Annotated in this window: 17 protein-coding genes and 1 pseudogene; 9 read left to right on the top strand and 9 right to left on the bottom strand. The window is 71.7% G+C overall.

Features of this window, described 5'->3' with window-relative positions; all coding sequences use genetic code 11:
• Positions 1 to 34: 34 nt before the first annotated feature.
• The 3 genes from galK to galT are packed head-to-tail and all read right to left on the bottom strand — an operon-like array spanning position 35 to position 3,272.
• A complete protein-coding gene (galK, locus tag SRB5_RS34770; protein WP_323378996.1) occupies positions 35 to 1,246 on the bottom strand; it encodes a galactokinase in 1,212 nt (403 codons plus the stop codon).
• Positions 1,243 to 2,199, bottom strand: coding sequence for a UDP-glucose 4-epimerase GalE (gene galE / locus SRB5_RS34765; protein ID WP_153457700.1), 957 nt, complete (start codon positions 2,197 to 2,199; stop codon positions 1,243 to 1,245). Before galE ends, galK begins: the two co-directional genes overlap by 4 nt.
• Positions 2,196 to 3,272 (bottom strand): galactose-1-phosphate uridylyltransferase, encoded by a 1,077-nt coding sequence (gene galT / locus SRB5_RS34760; RefSeq protein WP_323378995.1) that lies wholly within the window; start codon positions 3,270 to 3,272, stop codon positions 2,196 to 2,198. The genes galE and galT overlap by 4 nt, the downstream gene beginning before the upstream one ends.
• A gap of 136 nt (positions 3,273 to 3,408) precedes the next feature.
• Between galT and SRB5_RS34755 the strand changes: the two genes are divergently transcribed.
• Positions 3,409 to 5,076 (top strand): sodium:solute symporter family protein, encoded by a 1,668-nt coding sequence (locus tag SRB5_RS34755; protein WP_153457698.1) that lies wholly within the window; start codon positions 3,409 to 3,411, stop codon positions 5,074 to 5,076.
• 44 nt (positions 5,077 to 5,120) lie between these two features.
• Positions 5,121 to 5,465 carry a hypothetical protein gene (locus SRB5_RS34750; protein WP_153457696.1) on the top strand — a complete coding sequence of 115 codons (345 nt, stop codon included), beginning with the start codon at positions 5,121 to 5,123 and terminating at the stop codon, positions 5,463 to 5,465.
• A gap of 7 nt (positions 5,466 to 5,472) precedes the next feature.
• Here the strand turns inward: SRB5_RS34750 and SRB5_RS34745 are convergent, their stop codons facing one another.
• The 5 genes and pseudogenes from SRB5_RS34745 to rsmI all read right to left on the bottom strand — a co-directional run bounded on the left by SRB5_RS34745 (position 5,473) and on the right by rsmI (position 9,384).
• A complete protein-coding gene (locus SRB5_RS34745; protein ID WP_153457694.1) occupies positions 5,473 to 6,159 on the bottom strand; it encodes a helix-turn-helix transcriptional regulator in 687 nt (228 codons plus the stop codon).
• A gap of 112 nt (positions 6,160 to 6,271) precedes the next feature.
• A complete protein-coding gene (rsmA, locus tag SRB5_RS34740; RefSeq protein ID WP_323378994.1) occupies positions 6,272 to 7,144 on the bottom strand; it encodes a 16S rRNA (adenine(1518)-N(6)/adenine(1519)-N(6))-dimethyltransferase RsmA in 873 nt (290 codons plus the stop codon).
• Positions 7,145 to 7,166: 22 nt separating this feature from the next.
• Positions 7,167 to 8,033: a TatD family hydrolase gene (locus SRB5_RS34735; RefSeq protein WP_153457692.1), complete on the bottom strand. Its 867-nt coding sequence runs from the start codon at positions 8,031 to 8,033 to the stop codon at positions 7,167 to 7,169.
• Positions 8,034 to 8,093: 60 nt separating this feature from the next.
• Positions 8,094 to 8,330: pseudogene (locus tag SRB5_RS34730) on the bottom strand (hypothetical protein); the annotation flags it as partial.
• Positions 8,331 to 8,505: 175 nt separating this feature from the next.
• On the bottom strand, positions 8,506 to 9,384 hold the full coding sequence (rsmI, locus tag SRB5_RS34725) for a 16S rRNA (cytidine(1402)-2'-O)-methyltransferase (protein WP_323378992.1): 879 nt from the start codon (positions 9,382 to 9,384) through the stop codon (positions 8,506 to 8,508).
• An 88-nt stretch (positions 9,385 to 9,472) separates the two neighbouring features.
• Here rsmI and SRB5_RS34720 point away from each other — a divergent pair, with 88 nt between their 5' ends.
• Complete coding sequence (locus tag SRB5_RS34720) at positions 9,473 to 11,176, top strand: dolichyl-phosphate-mannose--protein mannosyltransferase (RefSeq protein WP_153457686.1); 1,704 nt, start codon at positions 9,473 to 9,475, stop codon at positions 11,174 to 11,176.
• A 29-nt stretch (positions 11,177 to 11,205) separates the two neighbouring features.
• Positions 11,206 to 11,580, top strand: a complete 375-nt coding sequence (locus tag SRB5_RS34715) for a hypothetical protein (protein ID WP_153457684.1) — start codon at positions 11,206 to 11,208, stop codon at positions 11,578 to 11,580.
• Positions 11,581 to 11,885: 305 nt separating this feature from the next.
• On the opposite strand, the gene SRB5_RS34710 is transcribed toward SRB5_RS34715, so the two are convergent.
• Complete coding sequence (locus SRB5_RS34710; protein ID WP_323378991.1) at positions 11,886 to 12,749, bottom strand: RpnC/YadD family protein; 864 nt, start codon at positions 12,747 to 12,749, stop codon at positions 11,886 to 11,888.
• A 637-nt stretch (positions 12,750 to 13,386) separates the two neighbouring features.
• Here SRB5_RS34710 and SRB5_RS34705 point away from each other — a divergent pair.
• From SRB5_RS34705 to SRB5_RS34685, 5 genes are all read left to right on the top strand, one after another.
• Positions 13,387 to 14,835 (top strand): SulP family inorganic anion transporter, encoded by a 1,449-nt coding sequence (locus SRB5_RS34705; RefSeq protein WP_194293120.1) that lies wholly within the window; start codon positions 13,387 to 13,389, stop codon positions 14,833 to 14,835.
• A gap of 83 nt (positions 14,836 to 14,918) precedes the next feature.
• Positions 14,919 to 16,832, top strand: coding sequence for a penicillin-binding transpeptidase domain-containing protein (locus SRB5_RS34700; protein WP_228390674.1), 1,914 nt, complete (start codon positions 14,919 to 14,921; stop codon positions 16,830 to 16,832).
• A 45-nt stretch (positions 16,833 to 16,877) separates the two neighbouring features.
• Positions 16,878 to 17,363, top strand: a complete 486-nt coding sequence (locus SRB5_RS34695; RefSeq protein WP_153457680.1) for a YbaK/EbsC family protein — start codon at positions 16,878 to 16,880, stop codon at positions 17,361 to 17,363.
• Positions 17,360 to 18,214 carry an EamA family transporter gene (locus SRB5_RS34690; protein WP_153457678.1) on the top strand — a complete coding sequence of 285 codons (855 nt, stop codon included), beginning with the start codon at positions 17,360 to 17,362 and terminating at the stop codon, positions 18,212 to 18,214. Before SRB5_RS34695 ends, SRB5_RS34690 begins: the two co-directional genes overlap by 4 nt.
• Before the next feature lie 163 nt (positions 18,215 to 18,377).
• The coding region (locus SRB5_RS34685; protein ID WP_153457676.1) for a hypothetical protein at positions 18,378 to 19,453 on the top strand (1,076 nt) is incomplete at its 3' end.

Raw genomic sequence — 19,453 nt, 5'->3', positions numbered from 1 at the left:
CACCCCCGCCCCCACCCCCGCCGGAGGCGAACCCTCACGCAACCCGCCGCGCCCCCGCGGACGGTGTCGCCGGAAAGGTCCGCGGCGCGCGATGCCCCGCCGTCGCGAACGCCGACTCCACCGCCGCCTGGATCCGATCCGCCCGGGATACCTCCGCGAGGACGATCGCCGAGCCGCCGAAGCCGCCGCCCGTCATCCTGGCCCCCAGGGCGCCGGACGCCAGGGCCGTGTCGACCACCAGGTCCAGCTCCGGGGCCGATACCGCGAAGTCGTCCCGGAGCGAGGCGTGGCCCGCGACGAGGACCGGGCCGATGTCCCGGGGGCGGCCCGCGTCCAGCAGTGTGATGACCTCCTCCACCCGGTGGTCCTCCGTGACCACGTGGCGGACCAGGCGGCGGATCGTGGGATCCGTGAGACGGGCCAGCGCGTCGTCCAGGGACGTGTACGGGACGTCCCGCAGCGCCGGGACCCCCAGCAGGCGGGCGCCCTCCTCGCAGCCCGCCCGGCGTTTCGCGTACTCGCCGTCGCCCAGTGCGTGCTTGACCCGCGTGTCTACGACCAGCAGCGTCAGGCCCTCCGCCGCGAGGTCGAACGGTACCTGGCGCTGCGTCAGGTCACGGGTGTCCAGGTAGAGGACGTGGCCTGCTTCGCAGCACGCCGACGCCATCTGGTCCATGATCCCGCTCGGTACTCCCACGAAGGCGTTCTCCGCGACCTGGCACAGCTGCGCCAGCCGGGGCCGTGACAGGTCCAGCCCGTACAGGTCGTTCAGCGCCAGGCCCGTCGACACCTCCAGCGCCGCCGACGACGACAGGCCCGCCCCCGTGGGCACGTCGCTCTCGAAGTGGATGTCCGCCCCGCCCGCGGACAGGCCCGCCTTCCGCAGCGCCCACAGGACGCCGGCGGGGTACGCGGCCCAACCGCCCCGGTCGCCGCCGACGGATGGGGGTACCCCCTGCTCGAACGGAGCGAAGCGGAGTTGAGAGCTTGGGGGAGGATCCAGGGACTCCACCGACAGCACCACCACCCCCGACGGCGAATCCCCCGAGTGCACCCGCAGCACCCCGTCGTCCCGGCGCCGTACCGCCGCCACCGTCATGTGCGGCAGCGCCAGCGGCATGACGAAGCCGGCGTTGTAATCCGTGTGCTCCCCGATGAGGTTCACCCGCCCCGGCGCCGCCCACACCCCCTCCGGCTCCCCGCCGTACAGCGCGGAGAAGGCCGACACCGCGTCCGACGGACTCACCGGGCCACCCCCCGGGCGAACTCCCACGCGTCCGACACGATCCCCGCCAGGTCCGCCCGCCGGGGCTCCCACCCCAGCAGCTCCCGCGCCGCCGCCGCGGAGGCGACCAGCACCGCCGGATCTCCCGCCCGGCGCGGCGCCGCGGCCTCCGGCACCGGGTGGCCCGTGACCTTCCGCACCGTCTCGATGACCTCCCGTACGGAGAAGCCGTTCCCGTTGCCGAGGTTGCAGATCAGGTGCGAGCCCGGCTGCACCGCCGTCAGCGCCAGCAGATGCGCCTCCGCCAGGTCGGAGACGTGGATGTAGTCCCGTACACACGTCCCGTCCGGCGTCGGGTAGTCGGAGCCGTACACCGAGATCGACTCCCGGCGTCCCAGGGCCACCTGCAGCACCAGCGGGATCAGATGGGACTCCGGGTCGTGCCGCTCCCCGTAAGCGCCGTGCGCCCCGGCCACGTTGAAGTACCGCAGCGAGGCCGCCGCCAGCCCGTGGGCCGCGCACTCCCCCGTGATCATGTGGTCCACGGCGAGCTTCGTCGCCCCGTAGGGGTTCGTCGGCACCGTCGCGGCGGCCTCCTGGATCGGCACGGAGGCGGGCTCCCCGTACACCGCGGCCGTGGACGAGAAGACCAGCCGGCGCACTCCCGCCCGCCGCATCGCGGCCAGCAGCTCGATCGTGCCGCCGACGTTGTTCCGCCAGTACTTCTCCGGGTCGGTCACCGACTCGCCCACCTGCGAACAGGCGGCGAAGTGCAGCACCCCGTCGTACGACGCGTCCAGCCAGCGGGACGCGTCCTGCACCCGGCCCTCGACGAACGTCGCCCCGAGCGGCACGCCCTCCCGGAAGCCCGTCGACAGGTCGTCGAGCACCGTCACCTCGTGTCCCGCCGCCAGCAGATGCGCCGCGCACACGCTGCCCACGTAACCCGCCCCGCCCGTCACGAGATACCTCATGCCGTCGCCACCTCCCGCAGCCGCGCCGCCGCCTGCTCCGGCGGTACGTCGTTGATGAACACGTCCATGCCGGACTCCGAGCCGGCGAGGAACTTGAGCTTTCCCGGCGAGCGCCGGATGGTGAACAGCTCCAGATGGAGCGCGAAGTCCTCGCGTCCGGGGGCGCGCACCGGCGCCTGGTGCCAGGCGGCGATGTACGGCGTGGGCGGCTCGCCGGGGCCGAAGACCCGGTCGAAGCGCCGCAGCAGCTCCAGATACACGCCGGGGAACGCCGCCCGTGACGCGTCGTCCAGGCCGGTGAGGTCGGGGGTGCGGTGGCGGGGGTAGAGGTGGGCCTCGTACGGCCAGTGCGCGGCGTGCGGGACGAACGCGACCCAGTGCTCGGTGTCCAGGACGATGCGGGCGCCGGCGGCGAGTTCGGCGGCGAGGAGGTCGTCGAAGAGGTTCCCGGCGCCGTACGCCGCCTGGGCGGCGAGCATGCGTTCCGTGCGCGGGGTGGCGAAGGGGTACGCGTAGATCTGGCCGTGCGGGTGGCCGAGGGTGACGCCGATCTCTTTGCCGCGGTTCTCGAAGCAGAAGACCTGTTCGACGCCGGGGAGGCGGGAGAGTTCGGCGGTGCGGTCCGTCCAGGCTTCGAGGACGAGGGCAGCGCGGTCCTCGGTGAGGTCGGCGAAGGACTGGTCGTGCCGGGACGTGAAGACGACGACCTCGCAGCGGCCGGCGCCCGGCATCCGGGTGAAGAGCGCGTCGCCCGCCGGGGGGCCGGGCGGGCCGGTGAGGGACGGGAAGCGGTTCTCGAAGACGACGACCTCGTAGTCGGCGTCGGGGACCTCCGTGAGCCGGTCGCCGGCGGTGGGGCACAGGGGGCACTGGTCGGCGGGCGGGAGGTAGGTGCGGCCCTGGCGGTGGGAGGCGACGACGACCCACTCGCGCAGCAGCGGGTCGAAGCGGGCCTCGGAGGCGGTGCTGGTGGGCTCCAGCGGGCGTTTGTCCACGGCGTCGCGGGGGGTCGGCCGGGCGTCGAAGTAGATCAGCTCACGTCCGTCGGCGAGCCGGGTCGGGGTCTTGTGCACAGGAGCCTCTCCCCAAAAAATCAAACAGAGCCGAACACACTCCATCACAATCGAACAGCTCCGTCAATGGACCCCATATTAAGCCACCAGAGGGCAAATACCTACAATCCGACACCGTATGGTGCATCCTGCCGCCATGACTCACGCTGCCGAAGACCTTCGACTCCCGGTCAACGGGCTCGACTACCTGATCCTGGTCATCTACTTCCTGGTCGTCCTCGGCATCGGCTTCATGGCCCGCCGCAGTATCAAGACCAGCCTGGACTTCTTCCTCTCCGGGCGCTCCCTGCCCGCCTGGATCACCGGTCTGGCCTTCATCGCCGCCAACCTCGGCGCGACGGAGATCCTGGGCATGGCCGCCAACGGCGCGCAGTACGGCGTGTACACCGTGAACTGGTACTGGATCGGCGCCATCCCAGCCATGGTCTTCCTGGGCCTGGTGATGATGCCGTTCTACTACGGCTCCAAGGTCCGGTCCGTGCCGGAGTTCCTGCTGCACCGCTTCGGCCCCGCGTCCCATCTGCTGAGCTCGATCATCTTCGCCGTCTCGGCGGTGCTCATCGCCGGCGTGAACCTCTACGCGATGGCGATCGTGCTCGAGGCCCTGCTGGGGTGGGACCAGTGGGTGGCCATCGTCATCGCCGGGTTCTTCGTCCTCGCGTACATCACCCTCGGCGGTCTGTCCTCGGCGATCTACAACGAGGTCATGCAGTTCTTCGTCATCCTCGCCGCCCTGATCCCGCTGACCGTCCTGGGCCTCAAGCACGTCGGCGGCTGGAGCGGGCTGAGCGACAGCATCACCGCCAGCCACGGCGACAACTTCCTCACCGCCTGGGGCGGTACGGGCATCGGCAACCCCAACCCGCTGGGCGCCAACTGGCTGACGATCATCCTGGGCCTGGGCTTCGTGATGAGCTTCGGGTACTGGACGACGAACTTCGCCGAGGTGCAGCGCGCCCTGTCCGCCAAGAACCTCTCCGCCGCGCAGCGCACGCCGCTGATCGCCGCGTACCCGAAGATCCTGATCCCGCTGATCGTCGTCGTCCCGGGGCTGATCGCCCTGGTCATGGAGCCGACGCTGGGCAAGGAGGGCAGCGGGCTGGAGTACAACGACGCGATCCCGGTGCTGATGCGCGACCTGCTGCCGAACGGTGTGCTGGGCGTCGCGGTCACCGGGCTGCTGGCGGCGTTCATGGCCGGTATGGCGGCGAACGTGTCGTCGTTCAACGTGGTGTTCACCAACGACATCTGGCGGCCGTACCTCAAGCCCGGCATGAGCGACCAGCACTATCTGTCGACCGGCCGGGTGGTCACCGCCGTCGGGGTCGTGATCGGGATGGGGACGGCGTTCATCGCGTCGTCCTTCAGCAACATCATGAACTATCTGCAGACCCTGTTCTCGTTCTTCAACGTGCCGCTGTTCTGCGTCTTCATCATCGGCATGTTCTGGAAGCGGATGACCCCGCAGGCGGGCTTCTGGGGACTGCTGACCGGCACCGTCGCCGCGATGCTCAACTACTTCCTGCTGTACAAGCAGGACATCATCTCCATCCCCTCCGACCAGGGCGCCAACTTCGTCTCGTCGATCGTCGCGTTCGTCGCCGGCGCGGTCGTCATCGGGATCGTCACGCTGGTCACCCGGCCCAAGCCGGTCAGCGAGCTGCAGGGCCTGGTGTACGGGACCCGCTCCCCCGGTCTGGCGGAGGCGCCCGCGCGGGGCGACGACGCCTGGTACCGCCGGCCGGCGCTGCTCGGCTGGGGCGCGGTCATCCTGGCGGCGCTGTGCTACGTGCCGTTCTTCTGATCCCGCCCCCGCCCACCCCCCATCCGCTGTAGGGAGCACCAAGCATGAGCAACGAGGAACCCCTTCCCCCGCATCTGACCGAGACGGAGGCCCTCGCCCAGGAGGTCGAGGAGCTGGAGGCCAAGTCGGCGTCCGCCGCGCGGCTCTTCGACATCCGGCGCATCATCGGCGCGCTCTTCGTCGTGTACGGGATCATCGTCACCGCGATGGGCATCGCCCCGTCCGACTCGGAGCTGGAGAAGGCGCAGGGCGTCAACATCAATCTGTGGACCGGGCTGGCCATGCTGGCGCTGGGCATCCTGTTCCTGCTGTGGATGTACCTGCGGCCGGTCGAACCGCCGTCGGCGGAGGAGATCGCGGAGGCGATGGACCGGCCCGACGTGCACTGACCGAGGGCTACATCCCGTCGTCGGCTCCCGTTACGGAGGCGCGGTCCAGCAGGCCCGTACGGGCCGCCAGGGCCGCCGCCTCCAGCCGGGAGCCGACGCCCAGCTTCATCAGCACCCGCTGCACGTGCGTCCGCGCCGTCGAGGGCGCGATGCCCATCCCGGCCGCGATCAGCCGGGTGTCCTCGCCCTCCGCGACGCGGACCAGCACCTCCACCTCGCGCGGCGTGAGCATCTCCAGCAGCCGCGCGCCCTCGTCGTCGGGCGCGGCGGCCGGGTTCAGCAGCTCGGCGAACGCCCCCTGCAGCAGCTGCGGCGCCACCGCCGACTCCCCGGCGCGGGCCTTGACCATCGCCCGCTCGACGCCCTCGATCCGCTCGTCGTGCCGTACGTAGCCGGAGGCGCCGGCCGCGAACGCCGCCGCGATCCCGCGCGGTGACGGCACCGGGCCCAGCACGACCACGGCCACCTGCGGGCGCTCCTGCTTGATCCGTACGACCGGGTCGAACGCCCCCGGGTCGGCCGGCCGGCTCGTCCCCAGCAGGCACACCTCCGGCGCCCTGCCGATGACCAGCTCCGCGGATCCGGCCGCGGGCGCGGTCGCCGCGAGCACCCGGTGCCCGCGCAGCTTCAGCGCGGAGGCCAGCGCCTCCGCGAGCAAACGGTGGTCGTCGACCACGATGAGCCGCACCGCCATGGCCCGTCCCTCCCCCGACTTGCCCCCGGAAGGTACCCGCCTCCCGGGTCAGAAGCATCCCGGATTACGGAAATCACCGCCATAGGAGGCGACTTCTTCGGATGAGCCGCCCTCAATCCCCCGCGCGCGGCCCGTGTTCCGCGATACGGGCGAAGTCCTCCACCGTCAGCGCCTCCCCCCGCGCCTGCGGCGACACGCCCGCCGCCCGCAGCGCGTCCTCGGCCGCCGGGGCCGAGCCCGCCCACCCCGACAGGGCCGAGCGCAGGGTCTTGCGCCGCTGGGCGAAGGCGGCGTCCACCACGCGGAAGACCTCCGCCCTGGACGCCGTCGTCTCCGGCGGGTCACGGCGTACGAGGGAGACCAGCCCGGAGTCGACGTTCGGCGCGGGCCAGAAGACGTTGCGGCCGATGGACCCGGCCCGCTTGACCTCCGCGTACCAGGCGGCCTTCACCGACGGCACCCCGTACACCTTCGACCCGGGGGCCGCCGCGAGCCGGTCGGCGACCTCCGCCTGGACCATCACCAGGGTGCGCTCGACGGTGGGGAAGTGGGCGAGCATGTGCAGCAGCACGGGGACGGCCACGTTGTACGGCAGGTTCGCCACCAGCGCCGTCGGCTCCGGTCCCGGCAGCTCCCGTACCGTCATCGCGTCGGCGTGGACCAGGGCGAACGCGTCCGCCTTCGCCGGGATCCGGGCCCGGACCGTGGCGGGGAGGGCCGCCGCCAGCACGTCGTCGATCTCCACCGCCGTCACCCACCGCGCCGCGTCCAGCAGCGCCAGGGTGAGCGAGCCGAGGCCCGGCCCCACCTCCACGACCACGTCGTCGGGCCGCACGCCGGCGGTGCGGACGATGCGGCGGACGGTGTTGGCGTCGATGACGAAGTTCTGGCCGCGCTGCTTCGTCGGGCGTACGCCCAGAGCCGCGGCCAGCTCCCGGATGTCGGCGGGCCCGAGCAGGGGGCCGTCGGCGGTAGTGGCACTCACCTGTACAGGTTACGGCCGTCCGTCAGTACGCGAACGCGCGCGCCGTGTTCGCCGCCACCGCCGCGGCCAGCGTATCCAGGTCCACGCCCTTCGACTCCGCCATGGCGCGCAGGGTGACCGGGATCAGGTACGGGGCGTTCGGGCGCCCGCGATACGGGACCGGCGGCAGGAACGGGGCGTCCGTCTCGACCAGGATCAGCTCCAGGGGGGCCACGGCGAGGGCGTCGCGCAGCTGCGGGGCGTTCTTGTACGTGACGTTCCCGGCGAAGGACATGTAGTAGCCCTTGTCCGAGCAGACGCGGGCCATGTCCGCGTCGCCGGAGTAGCAGTGGAAGACGGTCCGCCCGGGCGCGCCCTCCTCGCCGAGGATCCGCAGCACGTCGGCGTGGGCCTCGCGGTCGTGAATGACCAGGGCCTTGCCGTGGCGCTTGGCGATGTCGATGTGCCGGCGGAACGACAGCTCCTGCGCGGCCCGGCCCTCGTCGCCGGTGCGGAAGTAGTCGAGGCCGGTCTCGCCGACGGCCTTCACGTGCGGCAGCGCGGCGAGGGTGTCGATCTCGGCGAGGGCGGCGTCCAGCGCGGTGTCGCCGCCGGCCTCGCGGGCGCCCTGGCGGGACCAGCCGTCGGGGTCGCCGTGGACGATGCGGGGGGCCTCGTTGGGGTGCAGGGCGACGGCGGCCCAGACGTTCGCGTGGGCCGCCGCGGTCTCGGCGGCCCAGTGCGAGCCCTTCACGTCGCAGCCGACCTGGACGACGGTCGTCACGCCGACCTGCGCGGCCTTGGCGAGGGCGTCCTCGACGGTGCCGTCCTGCATGTCCAGATGGGTGTGCGAGTCAGCGACGGCCACCCGCAGCGGCTCGGGCAGGGGCGGCGGCGCGGTCTTGGTCATACGGGTGACTCTACTGGCGCCCAGCGGCCACCCTCAGTGGTAGTGGCTCTCCCAGCCCTTGACCGCCGACCTGACCTGCCCGGACCGCATGATCCGGACCACGTGCTCGCCGCAGTTGAGACACGTGGGCCGGGTCAGCGGCGACGGCACCCGTTCGCCGTCCGCGTGGTAGGTCACGAAGGGACGGCCCCTGGCGTCGGTGTGGTGCGTGATCTCGTAACTCTGCTCCCAGGCGTGCCCGCACCTCATGCACGCGAACGCATACGCCTCGGTGATCGTCTGGCTTGCCTCGCTCATTGCCGTCCGCCTCCTGCCGGAGTGCCCCTCTTCCCTGCCTTCCAGTGGACACCCGATCGACTCCGCCCGCAGCCCGCCCCGCCCCGTTTTGAGACGGATTTTCCCGGTGCATGGGACAACGGCTTTCCTCCGTGGTCAGCCCTTTACTCTGCGCGTTTCCGCTTGGCCGTGACTTTTACCGGCCGAAACCGTCACCGTCCGCGTTCTTTGCCGCAACCACGGCATCGAACACGTCCCGCTTGGGTAGCCCCAGCTCCTGCGCCACCGCCGCGATGGCCTCCTTGCGGCGCTCCCCGGCGGCCTCGCGGACCTCCACCCGGCGCGCCAGCTCCCCGTGCGTCCAGGTCCGGGCCTTCTCCGGGGCGCCCTCGACGACCACGGTGATCTCGCCCCGTACCCCGTCGGCCGCCCAGCCGGCGAGCTCCTTCAGCGGGCCGCGGCGGACCTCCTCGTACGTCTTGGTCAGCTCCCGGCACACGGCGGCGCGCCGCTCGGCGCCGAAGACCTCCGCCATCGCGGTGAGGGTGTCGGCGACGCGGTGGGGGGCCTCGAAGTAGACGAGGGTGCGGCGCTCCCCGGCGACCTCCCTCAGCCGGGTCAGCCGCTCGCCGGCCTTGCGGGGCAGGAAGCCCTCGAAGCAGAAGCGGTCCACGGGCAGCGCGGACACGGCCAGCGCGGTGAGCACGGCGGACGGCCCGGGGGCGGCGGTGACGGTGATCCCCTCCCGTACCGCGGCCTCGACCAGCCGGTAGCCGGGGTCGGACACCGACGGCATCCCCGCGTCGGTGACCAGCAGCACCCGCTGCCCGCCGGTCAGCGCCTCGACGAGCTCGGGCGTACGGGCGGACTCGTTGCCCTCGAAGTACGACACGACCCGCCCCCGCGGCTCCACCCCCAGCGCCTGGGTCAGCCGCCGCAGCCGCCGGGTGTCCTCGGCGGCGATGACGTCGGCGGCGCCGAGCTCGGCCGCGAGACGCGGCGAGGCGTCGGCGGGGTCGCCGATGGGGGTACCGGCCAGTACGAGAAGCCCCGTGGGGCTGGGTGCGGTGTCCACGGGGTCAGTCTGCCCTGCGCGGTGCATGACGCGCGTAACGGGGCATCGGGGCTCGGGCCCACCCCGGGCAAGGGGGAGCGCCCCTAGGATGCCCCTCGTGAGCAGCGACACGGCGACCGAGGCCGCACCCCAGGTGGACGACGACGCCGCGCGCTGGTGGCCGGCCCGGCTGCGGCGCTTCGGGTACGTGGCGCCGGCGCCGGTCACCAGCCGGGACCGGCTGGTCCCGCCGTACGCCCGCGGCGGGGCGGGGGTGTGGCGGCTGCTGGGCGCGAGCCCGGCGGGCGCCGAGCGGCTGGTGCGGCTGTCCGCGTGGGGCGGGCCGCTGCTGGTGGCGCTGTTCGCGGGGCTGATCCGGTTCTGGCGGCTGGGCAGTCCGCACGCGGTGATATTCGACGAGACGTACTACGCCAAGGACGGCTGGTCGCTGCTCCAGCAGGGGTACGAGGGGGTGTGGCCGAACGACGCCAACGCGAAGATCCTGGCCGATCCGCAGACGATCCCCCTCTCCGCCGATCCGGCGTATGTGGTGCATCCGCCGGTGGGGAAGTGGGTGATCGCCCTCGGGGAGTGGATGTTCGGGCTGACGCCCTTCGGCTGGCGGTTCATGACGGCCGTGCTCGGGACGCTGTCGGTGCTGATGCTGTGCCGGATCGGGCGGCGGCTGTTCCGGTCGACGCTGCTGGGGTGTCTGGCCGGGGCGCTGATGGCGGTCGACGGGCTGCATTTCGTGATGAGCCGGACGGCGCTGCTGGATCTGATCGTGATGTTCTGGGTGCTGGCGGCGTTCGGGTGCCTGCTGGTGGACCGGGACCGGTTCCGTGCGCGGCTGGCCGCCGCGTTGCCCCCTGATGGGCGGCCGGATGCCGCCGTGGCGCAGTCGCTGATGTTCCTGTGGCGGCCGTGGCGGCTGGGGGCGGGGGTGTTCCTGGGGCTGGCGGCCGGGACCAAGTGGAACGGGGCCGTGTATCTGGCGGCGTTCGGGATCCTGATGGTGCTGTGGGACGCGGCGTCGCGGCGGGTGGCGGGGGCGCGGTGGGCGCATCTGCGGGCGCTGGCGCGGGATGTGCCGATGGCGCTGGCGGTCGTGCCGGTCGCCGTCGCGACGTATCTGGCGAGCTGGACGGGATGGTTCGCGACGTCGGACGGCTACTACCGGAACTGGGCGGCGGACCGCGGGGGGTGGGAGTGGACGAAGCCGCTGCGGTCGCTGTGGCACTACCACGCCGAGGTGTGGAACTTCCACGTCGGCCTCACCGCCTCGCACCGGTACGAGTCCAACCCGTGGAGCTGGCCGCTCGCGGGGCGCCCCGTCTCGTACTTCTGGGAGGGCCCGAAACCCGGCCAGGCCGGCTGCCCCGCCTCGGCCGGCCAGGACTGCGCCCGCGAGGTCCTCGCCCTGGGCACGCCGCTGCTGTGGTGGCTGGGCGTGGCGGCCGCGGTCTACGCGATCTACCGCTGGCTGCTGCGCCGCGACTGGCGCTCGGGGGCGATCCTGTGCGGGCTCGCGGCGGGGTGGCTGCCGTGGCTGCGGTACCAGGAGCGGACGATCTTCTACTTCTACGCGGTGGTCTTCGTCCCGTTCCTCTGCCTCGCGGCGGCCCAGCTGCTGGGCGCACTCGCCGGACCGCCGGGGTCGTCGGAGCGGCGGCGGGCCGTGGGGGTGGTGGCGGGGGGTGTGCTGGTCCTGCTGATCGTGTGGAACTTCGTCTACTTCTTCCCGATCTATACGGGTCAGACGATCCCCCGCGAGGAGTGGAGCAACCGGATGTGGTTCCCGACGTGGATCTAGGGGCGGGGCGCGGGCGCAGGCTTTACGCCGTGGGGTGGTTCGTTGCCGCCGTGCTCTCGCTGGGAGGGGTCGGGTGGGAAGCCGTGGACTGCGTCGCGGCGCTCGGCGCCGGGCCGGCGGGGACGGTGCGGCTCGATCACTGCGCGAGCCCCGACGGGGAGACGCGTGTCTGCCGGGGGGTCTTCCGCTCGGACGGCGGGGTACGCGGCGGGCGGGTCAGGCTGGAGTCGCGCAGTCGGACCGGCAGCACGATAGCCGTGACGCGAACGCTTCTCGGACAGTACGTGCAGCGATCCGGCATCTCCGCCGCGAACACCGGCCTCGGAGCGGTGGTCTTCGCGACCTGCGGCGTCCTGTTCGTGGTCTTCGGCAGGCGCGAACTGCGCGCAGTGCCCCGGCCGTAACGACCGGGGCACTGGCGCCCCCCGTTTCCCCCTGGTCAGTCAGCCTTCGGGCGGGTGGTTACCACCAGCCCGCACTGTCGATCAGTCGTGGTCTGCGGGCCCGGGCGCGTCCGCCCGTTGACCCCACGTCGGGGAGCCTAGGCCGGAAAGGATCTCCGGCCTGTGCGAGCCGTGCGGCACTTCTTCGCGATGCGTGCGGGGAGCCTGGTGGGGGGCGTCAGAAGCCCCTCGGCAACGCCAACGGGTCACCGGCTGATGCTCCGGTGACCCGTTTCGACGCTCGGACAGGGGGATCTGGTCTCCGGCTACCGCTGCGCGAAAACCTCGTCGGCGGTCGACGCGGTAAGCGCGCGGTCGAGCCAGGTGCGAATGGTGTCGGAGTCGGTGCACGCGACCACGTGGGCACGCTGCTCATCGGCCAGCGCGATGCCACGCCGCTCAAGGACGAACAACACCGCGTCGATCCCGCCCTCCGCTTTACCCTGGGCCTCGCCTTCGGCGCGAAGGCGTTGGGCGAGTGTGCCCTGGTACTGGGAGATGTCCATGGTCATCAGCTTTCTCCAGATCTCCAGTGCTGCCGGGACGGAACTCAGACCACTCTCGGCGAGTTCGGCATACGGAAGTGCGGTCTCTTCGTCCTGCTTTGTCAGTGCCGTCGCCAGCGCTCTCAGTATGACATCGGCGTCCACTTCACGGGCATGGACGATCGCCGACAGCGTGGCGAGAGCGATGTCCGCCGCCGCCTCTGCCTCGTCCGTCACGCGGGGCACGTTGTGCGGGCCCAGGACCAGGCAGCGCAGGGTGATGGCCTCCAGTTGAGGTGGGCCGATGGTGAACGGCTTCTGGGCCCAGCGGGCCGTTCGTTCGTCCTGGCAGACGACCAGCAGCACCGGCGGGACGGTGTACTTGGCGTACAGATGGGCCATGTAGTACGCCCAGCTGGACGGCTTGTCCGGGTCCGGCTTGCCCTGGGCCTCCACCGCCAGCAGATAGCTGGAGCCGTCCGGGTTGTCGCAACGCATGAGAGTGTCCACGCGGCGCTCGAGCGGTTTGAACTCCGTCAGGTCCGAGGGGAGCTGGGTCACCGATACGGGATCGGCGAACTCCAGCCCCAGCCTGCGGAAGGTACGGGCGAAGACGCCGGGATCCTCCTGGAATACCCGATGCATCGCCTCATGAGATGAACTCACCATAGTTCTGACGCTAAACGCACCCCCACCCGCAAATTCGTTTCTGCTACCCGGAGTTCACCCGTGGGGATGAACAAGCCCCGAGCGCGCTGACCGCTCGTCCGACACCAGCACCTCCGCGCGATACGCCTGCGGAGTCGTGCGCGCAGGGCGCGGAAGCTGCGGCTGAACGCCGTCGCGTTCGGGAGGTCCCAGCGGGCGGCGATGACGTGGACCGGGGTGCGGTACGGCTGTGGGCGGGTCAGGTCCGCATGGCAGCGGTCCAGGTGGCTGTGGCGGATCGTCGCCGCGACGCCATCGCCGTCGGGGCTGGGCCAGGAGCGCTCCCATCCCCATGACGGAGTCCACGACTCCCCCCGTCGCGCCCCGAGCAGGATTCGTACGGCCGCGAGGTGTCCCACAGCACCGACACGCCTGCCGGGCAGGTCACCCCCCGTGCGGAGGCCGGGCGCCGGGAGAGCCCGCGGGTACAGTTGTTCGTGGCGTACGGCGAGGCCCCGGGCGTCAGCCGTACGGTCCCTGCTTGTCCCCTCGGGGTCAGCCCGAGCGCGACAGGTTTTTGGTGTCTTCCTCTCCGATACGTATACGTACTCCCCACGCCCTCGTCCCCGCCTGGATGTCCCACCCGAGGGTGTGGCGGACCGAGGTGCTGGCGGGGCTGGTCGTCGCGCTGGCGCTGATACCCGAGGCCATCTCGTTCTCCGTGATCGCCGGGGTCGAGCCCGCCGTGGGGCTGTTCGCCTCCTTCACCATGGCCGTCGCCATTTCGGTCTTCGGGGGGCGGCGGGCGATGATCTCCGCCGCCACGGGGGCCGTGGCCCTGGTCATCGCGCCGCTGAACCGGGAGTACGGGCTCGGGTATCTGGTCGCCGCGGTGATTCTGGCCGGGGTGTTCCAGATCGTGCTGGGGGCCGTGGGGATCGCGCGGCTGATGCGGTTCGTGCCGCGGAGCGTCATGGTCGGGTTCGTGAATTCGCTGGCGATCCTGATCTTCGCCGCGCAGATTCCCGAGGTGCGGGACGTGCCGTGGGCCGTGTATCCGCTGGTCGCGGGGGGTCTGGCGCTGATGGTGTTCTTCCCGAGGGTGACCCGCGTCGTGCCCGCGCCCCTCGTGACCGTCGTCGTCCTCACCGTGATCACCGTCGCCGCCGGGATCGCCGTACCGACCGTGGGGGACAAGGGTGAGCTGCCGTCCGCGCTGCCCGTGCCGGGGCTGCCGGACGTGCCGTTCACCATGGACACGCTGACCACGATCGCCCCGTACGCGCTCGCCGTGGCGCTCGTCGGGCTGATGGAGTCGCTGATGACCGCCACCCTGGTCGACGACCTCACCGACACGTCCTCGAACAAGACCCGCGAGTCGATCGGGCAGGGCCTCGCCAACATCGTCACCGGGTTCTTCGGCGGTATGGGCGGCTGCGCCATGATCGGGCAGACGATGATCAACGTGAAGGTGTCCGGTGCCCGCACCCGGGTGTCGACGTTCCTCGCCGGGGTGTTCCTGATGGTGCTGTGCGTCGTCTTCGGGCCCGTCGTCTCCGACATCCCGATGGCCGCCCTGGTCGCCGTCATGGTCATGGTGTCCGTCGCCACCTTCGACTGGCACTCGATCGCGCCGAGGACGCTGAAGCGGATGCCCGGCGGCGAGATCACCGTCATGGCGATCACCGTGGCCTGCGTCGTCGCCACCAGCAACCTCGCGATCGGCGTCGTCGCCGGCACCCTCACCGCCATGGTCGTCTTCGCCAAGCGCGTCGCGCACGTCGCCGACGTCACCGCCGTCACGGACCCCGACGGCAGCACCGTGGTCTACCGGGTCACCGGTGAGCTGTTCTTCGGTTCCTCCAACGAACTCGTCGGCCGCTTCGACTACGCCGGCGACCCCGCGCGGGTCGTGATCGACCTCGGCGCGGCCCACGTCTGGGACGCCTCCTCCGTCGCCGCCCTCGACGCGATCGAGGCGAAGTACGCCCGGCACGGCAAGACCGTCGAGATCACCGGCCTCAACGCCCCCAGCGCCGAACTGCGCGAACGGCTCACCGGCGAGCTCGCCGCCGGACACTGACCGGGTACCCGGGCCCAGCCCCGTGCCTTAGGGTGCCAGGCACAGGGGTGGTATTCGCGAGGCGGCGAGGGAGCTGCGGCACTATGTGGGACGGCCAGCAGGGGCAGGGCGGTGTGGGGGGCGCCGGCCGTTCACGGGACAGGAGCCAGGAGGGGTACGGGTACGGGTACGGGCAGCAGCAGCCGGGACCGTACGGACAGCCGGCCCACGGGGGACAGCAGCCGCCCACCGTCCCCGAACAGGGCGGCCCCCGGCTCGGCTACTACCAGACGATGCGCCAGCAGCAGGCGACCCCACCGGCCCCCGCGCACCCTCCCGCGCAACCGCCCACCCACGGCGGCCGCCGCCGTAAGCCCGCCGAGAAGCCCCCGTGGCAGAAGTGGGCCCTCATCGGGGGCGCCGCGGCCGTGGTGATCGCCGCCGCCGGATTCGGCACGTACGCCATGGTCGGCGGCGACGAGGGCCCCGGCGTCCAGGAGACCGCCGCCAAAATCAACACGGCGCCCCCCACCGCCCAGGAGGTCGGCGCCACCGGCAAGCGATTCCTCAAGGCGTGGACCACCGGCCAGACCGCGAAGGCCGCCGTCCTCACCGACGACGCCACCGGCGCCCAGGCCGCGCTGCAGGCGTACACGACGGACGTCGCCGTCACGAAGCTCGCCGTCTCCCCCGGCACCCCGCTGGGCGGGAAGCTGCCGTACACCGTCCGCGCGCAGGTGAAGCACGGCGAGGTGACGGCGCCGTGGTCGTACGAGGCGCAGCTGACCGTCGTCCGGGACAAGCGGACCGGGCGGGCCGTGATCGACTGGCAGCCCTCGATCCTGCACCCCAAGCTCGGCGAGGGCGAGACGCTGCACCTCGGCGAGCAGGACGCCCCGCCGGTGAAGGCGCTGGACCGCACCGGCAAGGAGCTGGACCTCAAGACGTATCCGTCGCTGGCGCCGGTGGTCGACAGCCTGCGCGAGAAGTACGGGAAGAAGGCCGGCGGCAGCGCCGACGTCGAGATCTGGATCGAGCCCGCGAAGGCGGAGAAGGGCGAGAAGGCCACCTCCCCCGAGACCCTCCTCGTGCTGGCCGAGGGCAAGCCCGGCTCGGTGAAGACGACGCTCGACGCGAAGCTGCAGGCCGTCGCCGAGGCGCAGGTGAAGAAGGCCGGCAAGTCGTCCGTCACGGCGGTGCGCCCGAGCACCGGCGAGATCCTCGCCCTCGCCAACTCCCCGGCCGGCGGCTTCGACACCGCCCTGCAGGGCTCCCTCGCGCCCGGGTCGACGATGAAGGTCGTCACCGCGTCGCTGCTGCTGGACAAGGGGCTCGCGGAGAGCACCAAGGAGCATCCCTGCCCCAAGTACGTGACGTACGGGAACTGGAAGTTCCAGAACGTCGACAAGTTCGAGCTCCCCGAGGGCTCGACCTTCGCGCAGTCCTTCGCCAACTCCTGCAACACCGCGTTCATCGGCATGGCCCCCAAGCTGAAGGACGACGACCTGACCAAGCAGGCCCGCGACGTCTTCGGCATCGGCCTGAACTGGGCGGCCGGCGTCTCCACCTTCGACGGCCGCGTCCCCGTGCAGACGAAGGCGCAGATGGCCGCCTCGCTGATCGGGCAGGGCGGCGTACGGGCCAATCCGCTGGTCATGGCGTCCGTGTCGGCGACGGTCAAGTCCGGTGTCTTCAAGCAGCCGTACCTCGTCGACCCCGCGTACGACGGCCGCACGCTGGCGAAGGCGCCGCGCACGATGAAGCCGGAGTCGCTGGCGCAGCTGCGCGGCATGATGAAGGAGACCGTGATCTGGGGCACGGCGGCGGAGGCCCTGAAGGGTGTCGGCGGTGACGTCGGCGCCAAGACGGGCACGTCGGAGGTGGACGGGCAGAAGAAGCCGAACGCCTGGTTCACCGCGTACCGCGACGACATCGCGGCGGCGGCGGTGGTCCCGGAGACGGGGCACGGCGGCGAGTTCGCGGGTCCGCTGGTCCGGGCGCTGCTGACGGCGGGCTGAGAAGTCGTTCGACGGGCTAATGCTTGAACCATTAGCCTCCTGTCCATGTCTCTCGATAACAGCCTCGCCCACCCCCGCTTCGCCGCCGCCCTCGCCGAGCTCGGGCTGGAGGTCGAGGTACGGCGCTTCCCGGACGCCACCCGGACCGCCGCGCAGGCGGCCGAGGCAGTGGGGTGCGCGCTCAGCCAGATCGTCAAGTCGCTGATCTTTGAGGCGGACGGGCGGCCGGTGCTGGTGCTGATGGACGGCTCGTCGCGGGTGGACATCGAGCTCGTACGGGCCGAGCTGGGCGCGGCGGAGGTGGGCCGGGCGGACGCCGGCCTGGTGCGGCGGACGACGGGGTACGCGATCGGCGGGGTGCCGCCCTTTGGGCACGTCGAGCGGACCCGGGTGCTGGCCGACCGGGGGCTGCTGGAGCACGACGTGGTGTGGGCGGCGGCGGGTGATCCGCACACGGTGTTCCCGATGGAGCCGAAGGCGCTGGTGGCGCACGCCGGGGCGACGGTGGCCGACGTACGCGAACGGTCTTGACGGGCACGGTGGTCGCGGCCGTCCTGGCCGCGGCCCTGCTGCACGCGTCGTGGAACGCGATCGCGCACGGGATCAGGGACCAGCTGATCGCCTTCACGGTGATCGGTGTCGCCGACACGGTGTTCATGCTTCCGCTGGTCGTGTTCAGCCCGGTCCCGGCCGCCGGTGCGTGGCCGTGGCTGCTGGCCTCGGTCGCCATTCACATCGTCTACCAGGCGCTGCTGATGCGGTCCTTCTCGCTGGGCGACTTCGGGCAGGCGTATCCGATAGCGCGCGGCACGGCGCCGCTGGTCGTCACGGTGGTGGCGGTGTTCGCCGTGGACGAGACGCTGTCCGGCGCACAGGCGCTGGGGGTGGCGCTGGCGACCGCGGGTCTGCTGGCCATCGCGCTGTGGGGCATACGGGGCAAGGGCGGCCGGCGCCCGCACTGGCCGGCGATCACCGCCGCGGTGGCGACGGGGCTGTCCATAGCGACGTACACCGTGGTCGACGGTGTCGGGGTCCGGAGCTCGGACACCGCGATCGGCTACACGGCCTGGCTGATCTTCCTGATGGGTCCGATCATCCCGGTGTACGCGCTGGTCACCCGGCGCGGTGAACTCTCCGGGCAGATCCGCCCGTACGTGCTGCGCGGGCTGGTCGGCGGCCTGATGTCGTCCGCCGCGTACGGCCTCGTCCTGTGGGCCCAGACGAAGGCGCCGCTCGGTCCGGTGGCCGCGCTGCGGGAGTCGAGCATCATCGTGGGGGCGGCGATCGGGGCGGTGTTCTTCAAGGAGCGGTTCGGGGCGCCGCGGATGGCGGCGGCGGTGCTCATGGTGGCGGGGATCGGGCTGATGCTGCGGGCGGGGTGAGGGCGCCGGAGGCGCGCGCACCGTTTCCTTGCGGTCACAGCTCTGCCACAGTGGCAGCTTCAGGCCCGTTCGCCCCGGGATGATGGGCGGGTTCGGACGGGACGCGACTACAGGGGGTAGGTCGGCCATGGCATATCCGGGACCGATACCAGGAGCGCCGCCGATGGGACGGCCGCGGGCCGGCGCGACGGTGACAGCCGGGGTTCTGCTGCTGCTGTTCGGGCTCACGGTCGTCTCCTGGATGATCTACGACTTCGAGTTCGCCGAGGTCGGCCCCGGCAAGTTCCTCCAGGGGCTCTTCGATCCGCGGGTGTACGCGGGCCCGGAGCTGTTCGGCCCGCAGATCTGGGCGATGACCGTCGTGCTGCTGACGGTCGGCATCCTCGCGGCGGCGCAGCGTCCGGGGGCACGGGGCGGGGCCCTGGTCGCCGCCTGGGTGATGCTGGCGGTCTCCGCCCGTGAGCTGACGGGACTGGCGAAGTCGGACGGGTTCCGCGCGATGTACATGCGGGGCAGCGACCTCGAGGTCGTGGTCGTCACCACATGGGTGGCCGCGGTGCTCATCTCGGTGACGGTGCTGATCATGCTGATGCTGCCGGATCCGGACGCCCCGGCGCCCGTTCCGGGCGGTCCGCAGGCGGTGGGCGGTGCGCTGCTGCTGTTCCTCGGGGCGGTGGCGGTGGCCTGGATCGTGCGCCTGCTGGCATCGGACACGTACAGCCTGAGTACGGAGGACTACTTCCATCACCTGGCGGACGCCTCGTTCCAGAACAGTGTGGTGATCGGCGGGACTCCGATGGTGTACGACGCGGTGTTCGCGCTCGCCCTGCTGGTGCTCGGCGCGCTGGCGCTGACGGGACGGGCGGCGGCCCGGGGCGGCGCGGTGACGCTGGCGGCGGTGCTGCTGTACCTCGCGGTGCGGGAGATGATCGGGCTGAGTCTCGGCGGGGGCGCGTCGCTCGACGATGCGGCGATGGCGGGTCGCTATCCGGGCTGGTCCGACGTCGGGCAGACCACGGAGGGCAAGCTCTCCCTCGCCACGACCGTCGGTCAGGCCGTGCTCTGCGTCGTCGTGATCATCGTGATGACCGCTGCCGGCCGCCGGGGCGCGACCTCGCCTCCGACCGGAATCCGCAGAACGCCAACGTGGGCGGGGTCTGTGGATCGTCGAGACACTGGCAAACCAGTGGGGCATGGACGACCGCCCACTGGGCAAGCTCGTGTGGGCGGTGGTCACTG

The sequence above is a fragment of the Streptomyces smaragdinus genome, assembly GCF_009604385.1.
Taxonomy (GTDB): Bacteria; Actinomycetota; Actinomycetes; order Streptomycetales; family Streptomycetaceae; genus Streptomyces; species Streptomyces smaragdinus.
The sequence above is the reverse complement of the archived record's forward strand: the minus strand, read 5'-3'. Positions and strand labels throughout refer to the sequence as shown.

What these genes read in the sequence shown, in the direction of transcription:
- galE (WP_153457700.1), bottom strand. Translation starts at nt 2,199, where the DNA reads ATGAGGTATCTCGTGACGGGCGGGGCGGGTTACGTGGGCAGCGTGTGC.
- SRB5_RS34755 (WP_153457698.1), top strand. Translation starts at nt 3,409, where the DNA reads ATGACTCACGCTGCCGAAGACCTTCGACTCCCGGTCAACGGGCTCGAC.
- SRB5_RS34750 (WP_153457696.1), top strand. Translation starts at nt 5,121, where the DNA reads ATGAGCAACGAGGAACCCCTTCCCCCGCATCTGACCGAGACGGAGGCC.
- SRB5_RS34745 (WP_153457694.1), bottom strand. Translation starts at nt 6,159, where the DNA reads ATGGCGGTGCGGCTCATCGTGGTCGACGACCACCGTTTGCTCGCGGAG.
- SRB5_RS34735 (WP_153457692.1), bottom strand. Translation starts at nt 8,033, where the DNA reads ATGACCAAGACCGCGCCGCCGCCCCTGCCCGAGCCGCTGCGGGTGGCC.
- SRB5_RS34720 (WP_153457686.1), top strand. Translation starts at nt 9,473, where the DNA reads ATGCCCCTCGTGAGCAGCGACACGGCGACCGAGGCCGCACCCCAGGTG.
- SRB5_RS34710 (WP_323378991.1), bottom strand. Translation starts at nt 12,749, where the DNA reads ATGCATCGGGTATTCCAGGAGGATCCCGGCGTCTTCGCCCGTACCTTC.
- SRB5_RS34705 (WP_194293120.1), top strand. Translation starts at nt 13,387, where the DNA reads ATGTCCCACCCGAGGGTGTGGCGGACCGAGGTGCTGGCGGGGCTGGTC.
- SRB5_RS34700 (WP_228390674.1), top strand. Translation starts at nt 14,919, where the DNA reads ATGTGGGACGGCCAGCAGGGGCAGGGCGGTGTGGGGGGCGCCGGCCGT.
- SRB5_RS34695 (WP_153457680.1), top strand. Translation starts at nt 16,878, where the DNA reads ATGTCTCTCGATAACAGCCTCGCCCACCCCCGCTTCGCCGCCGCCCTC.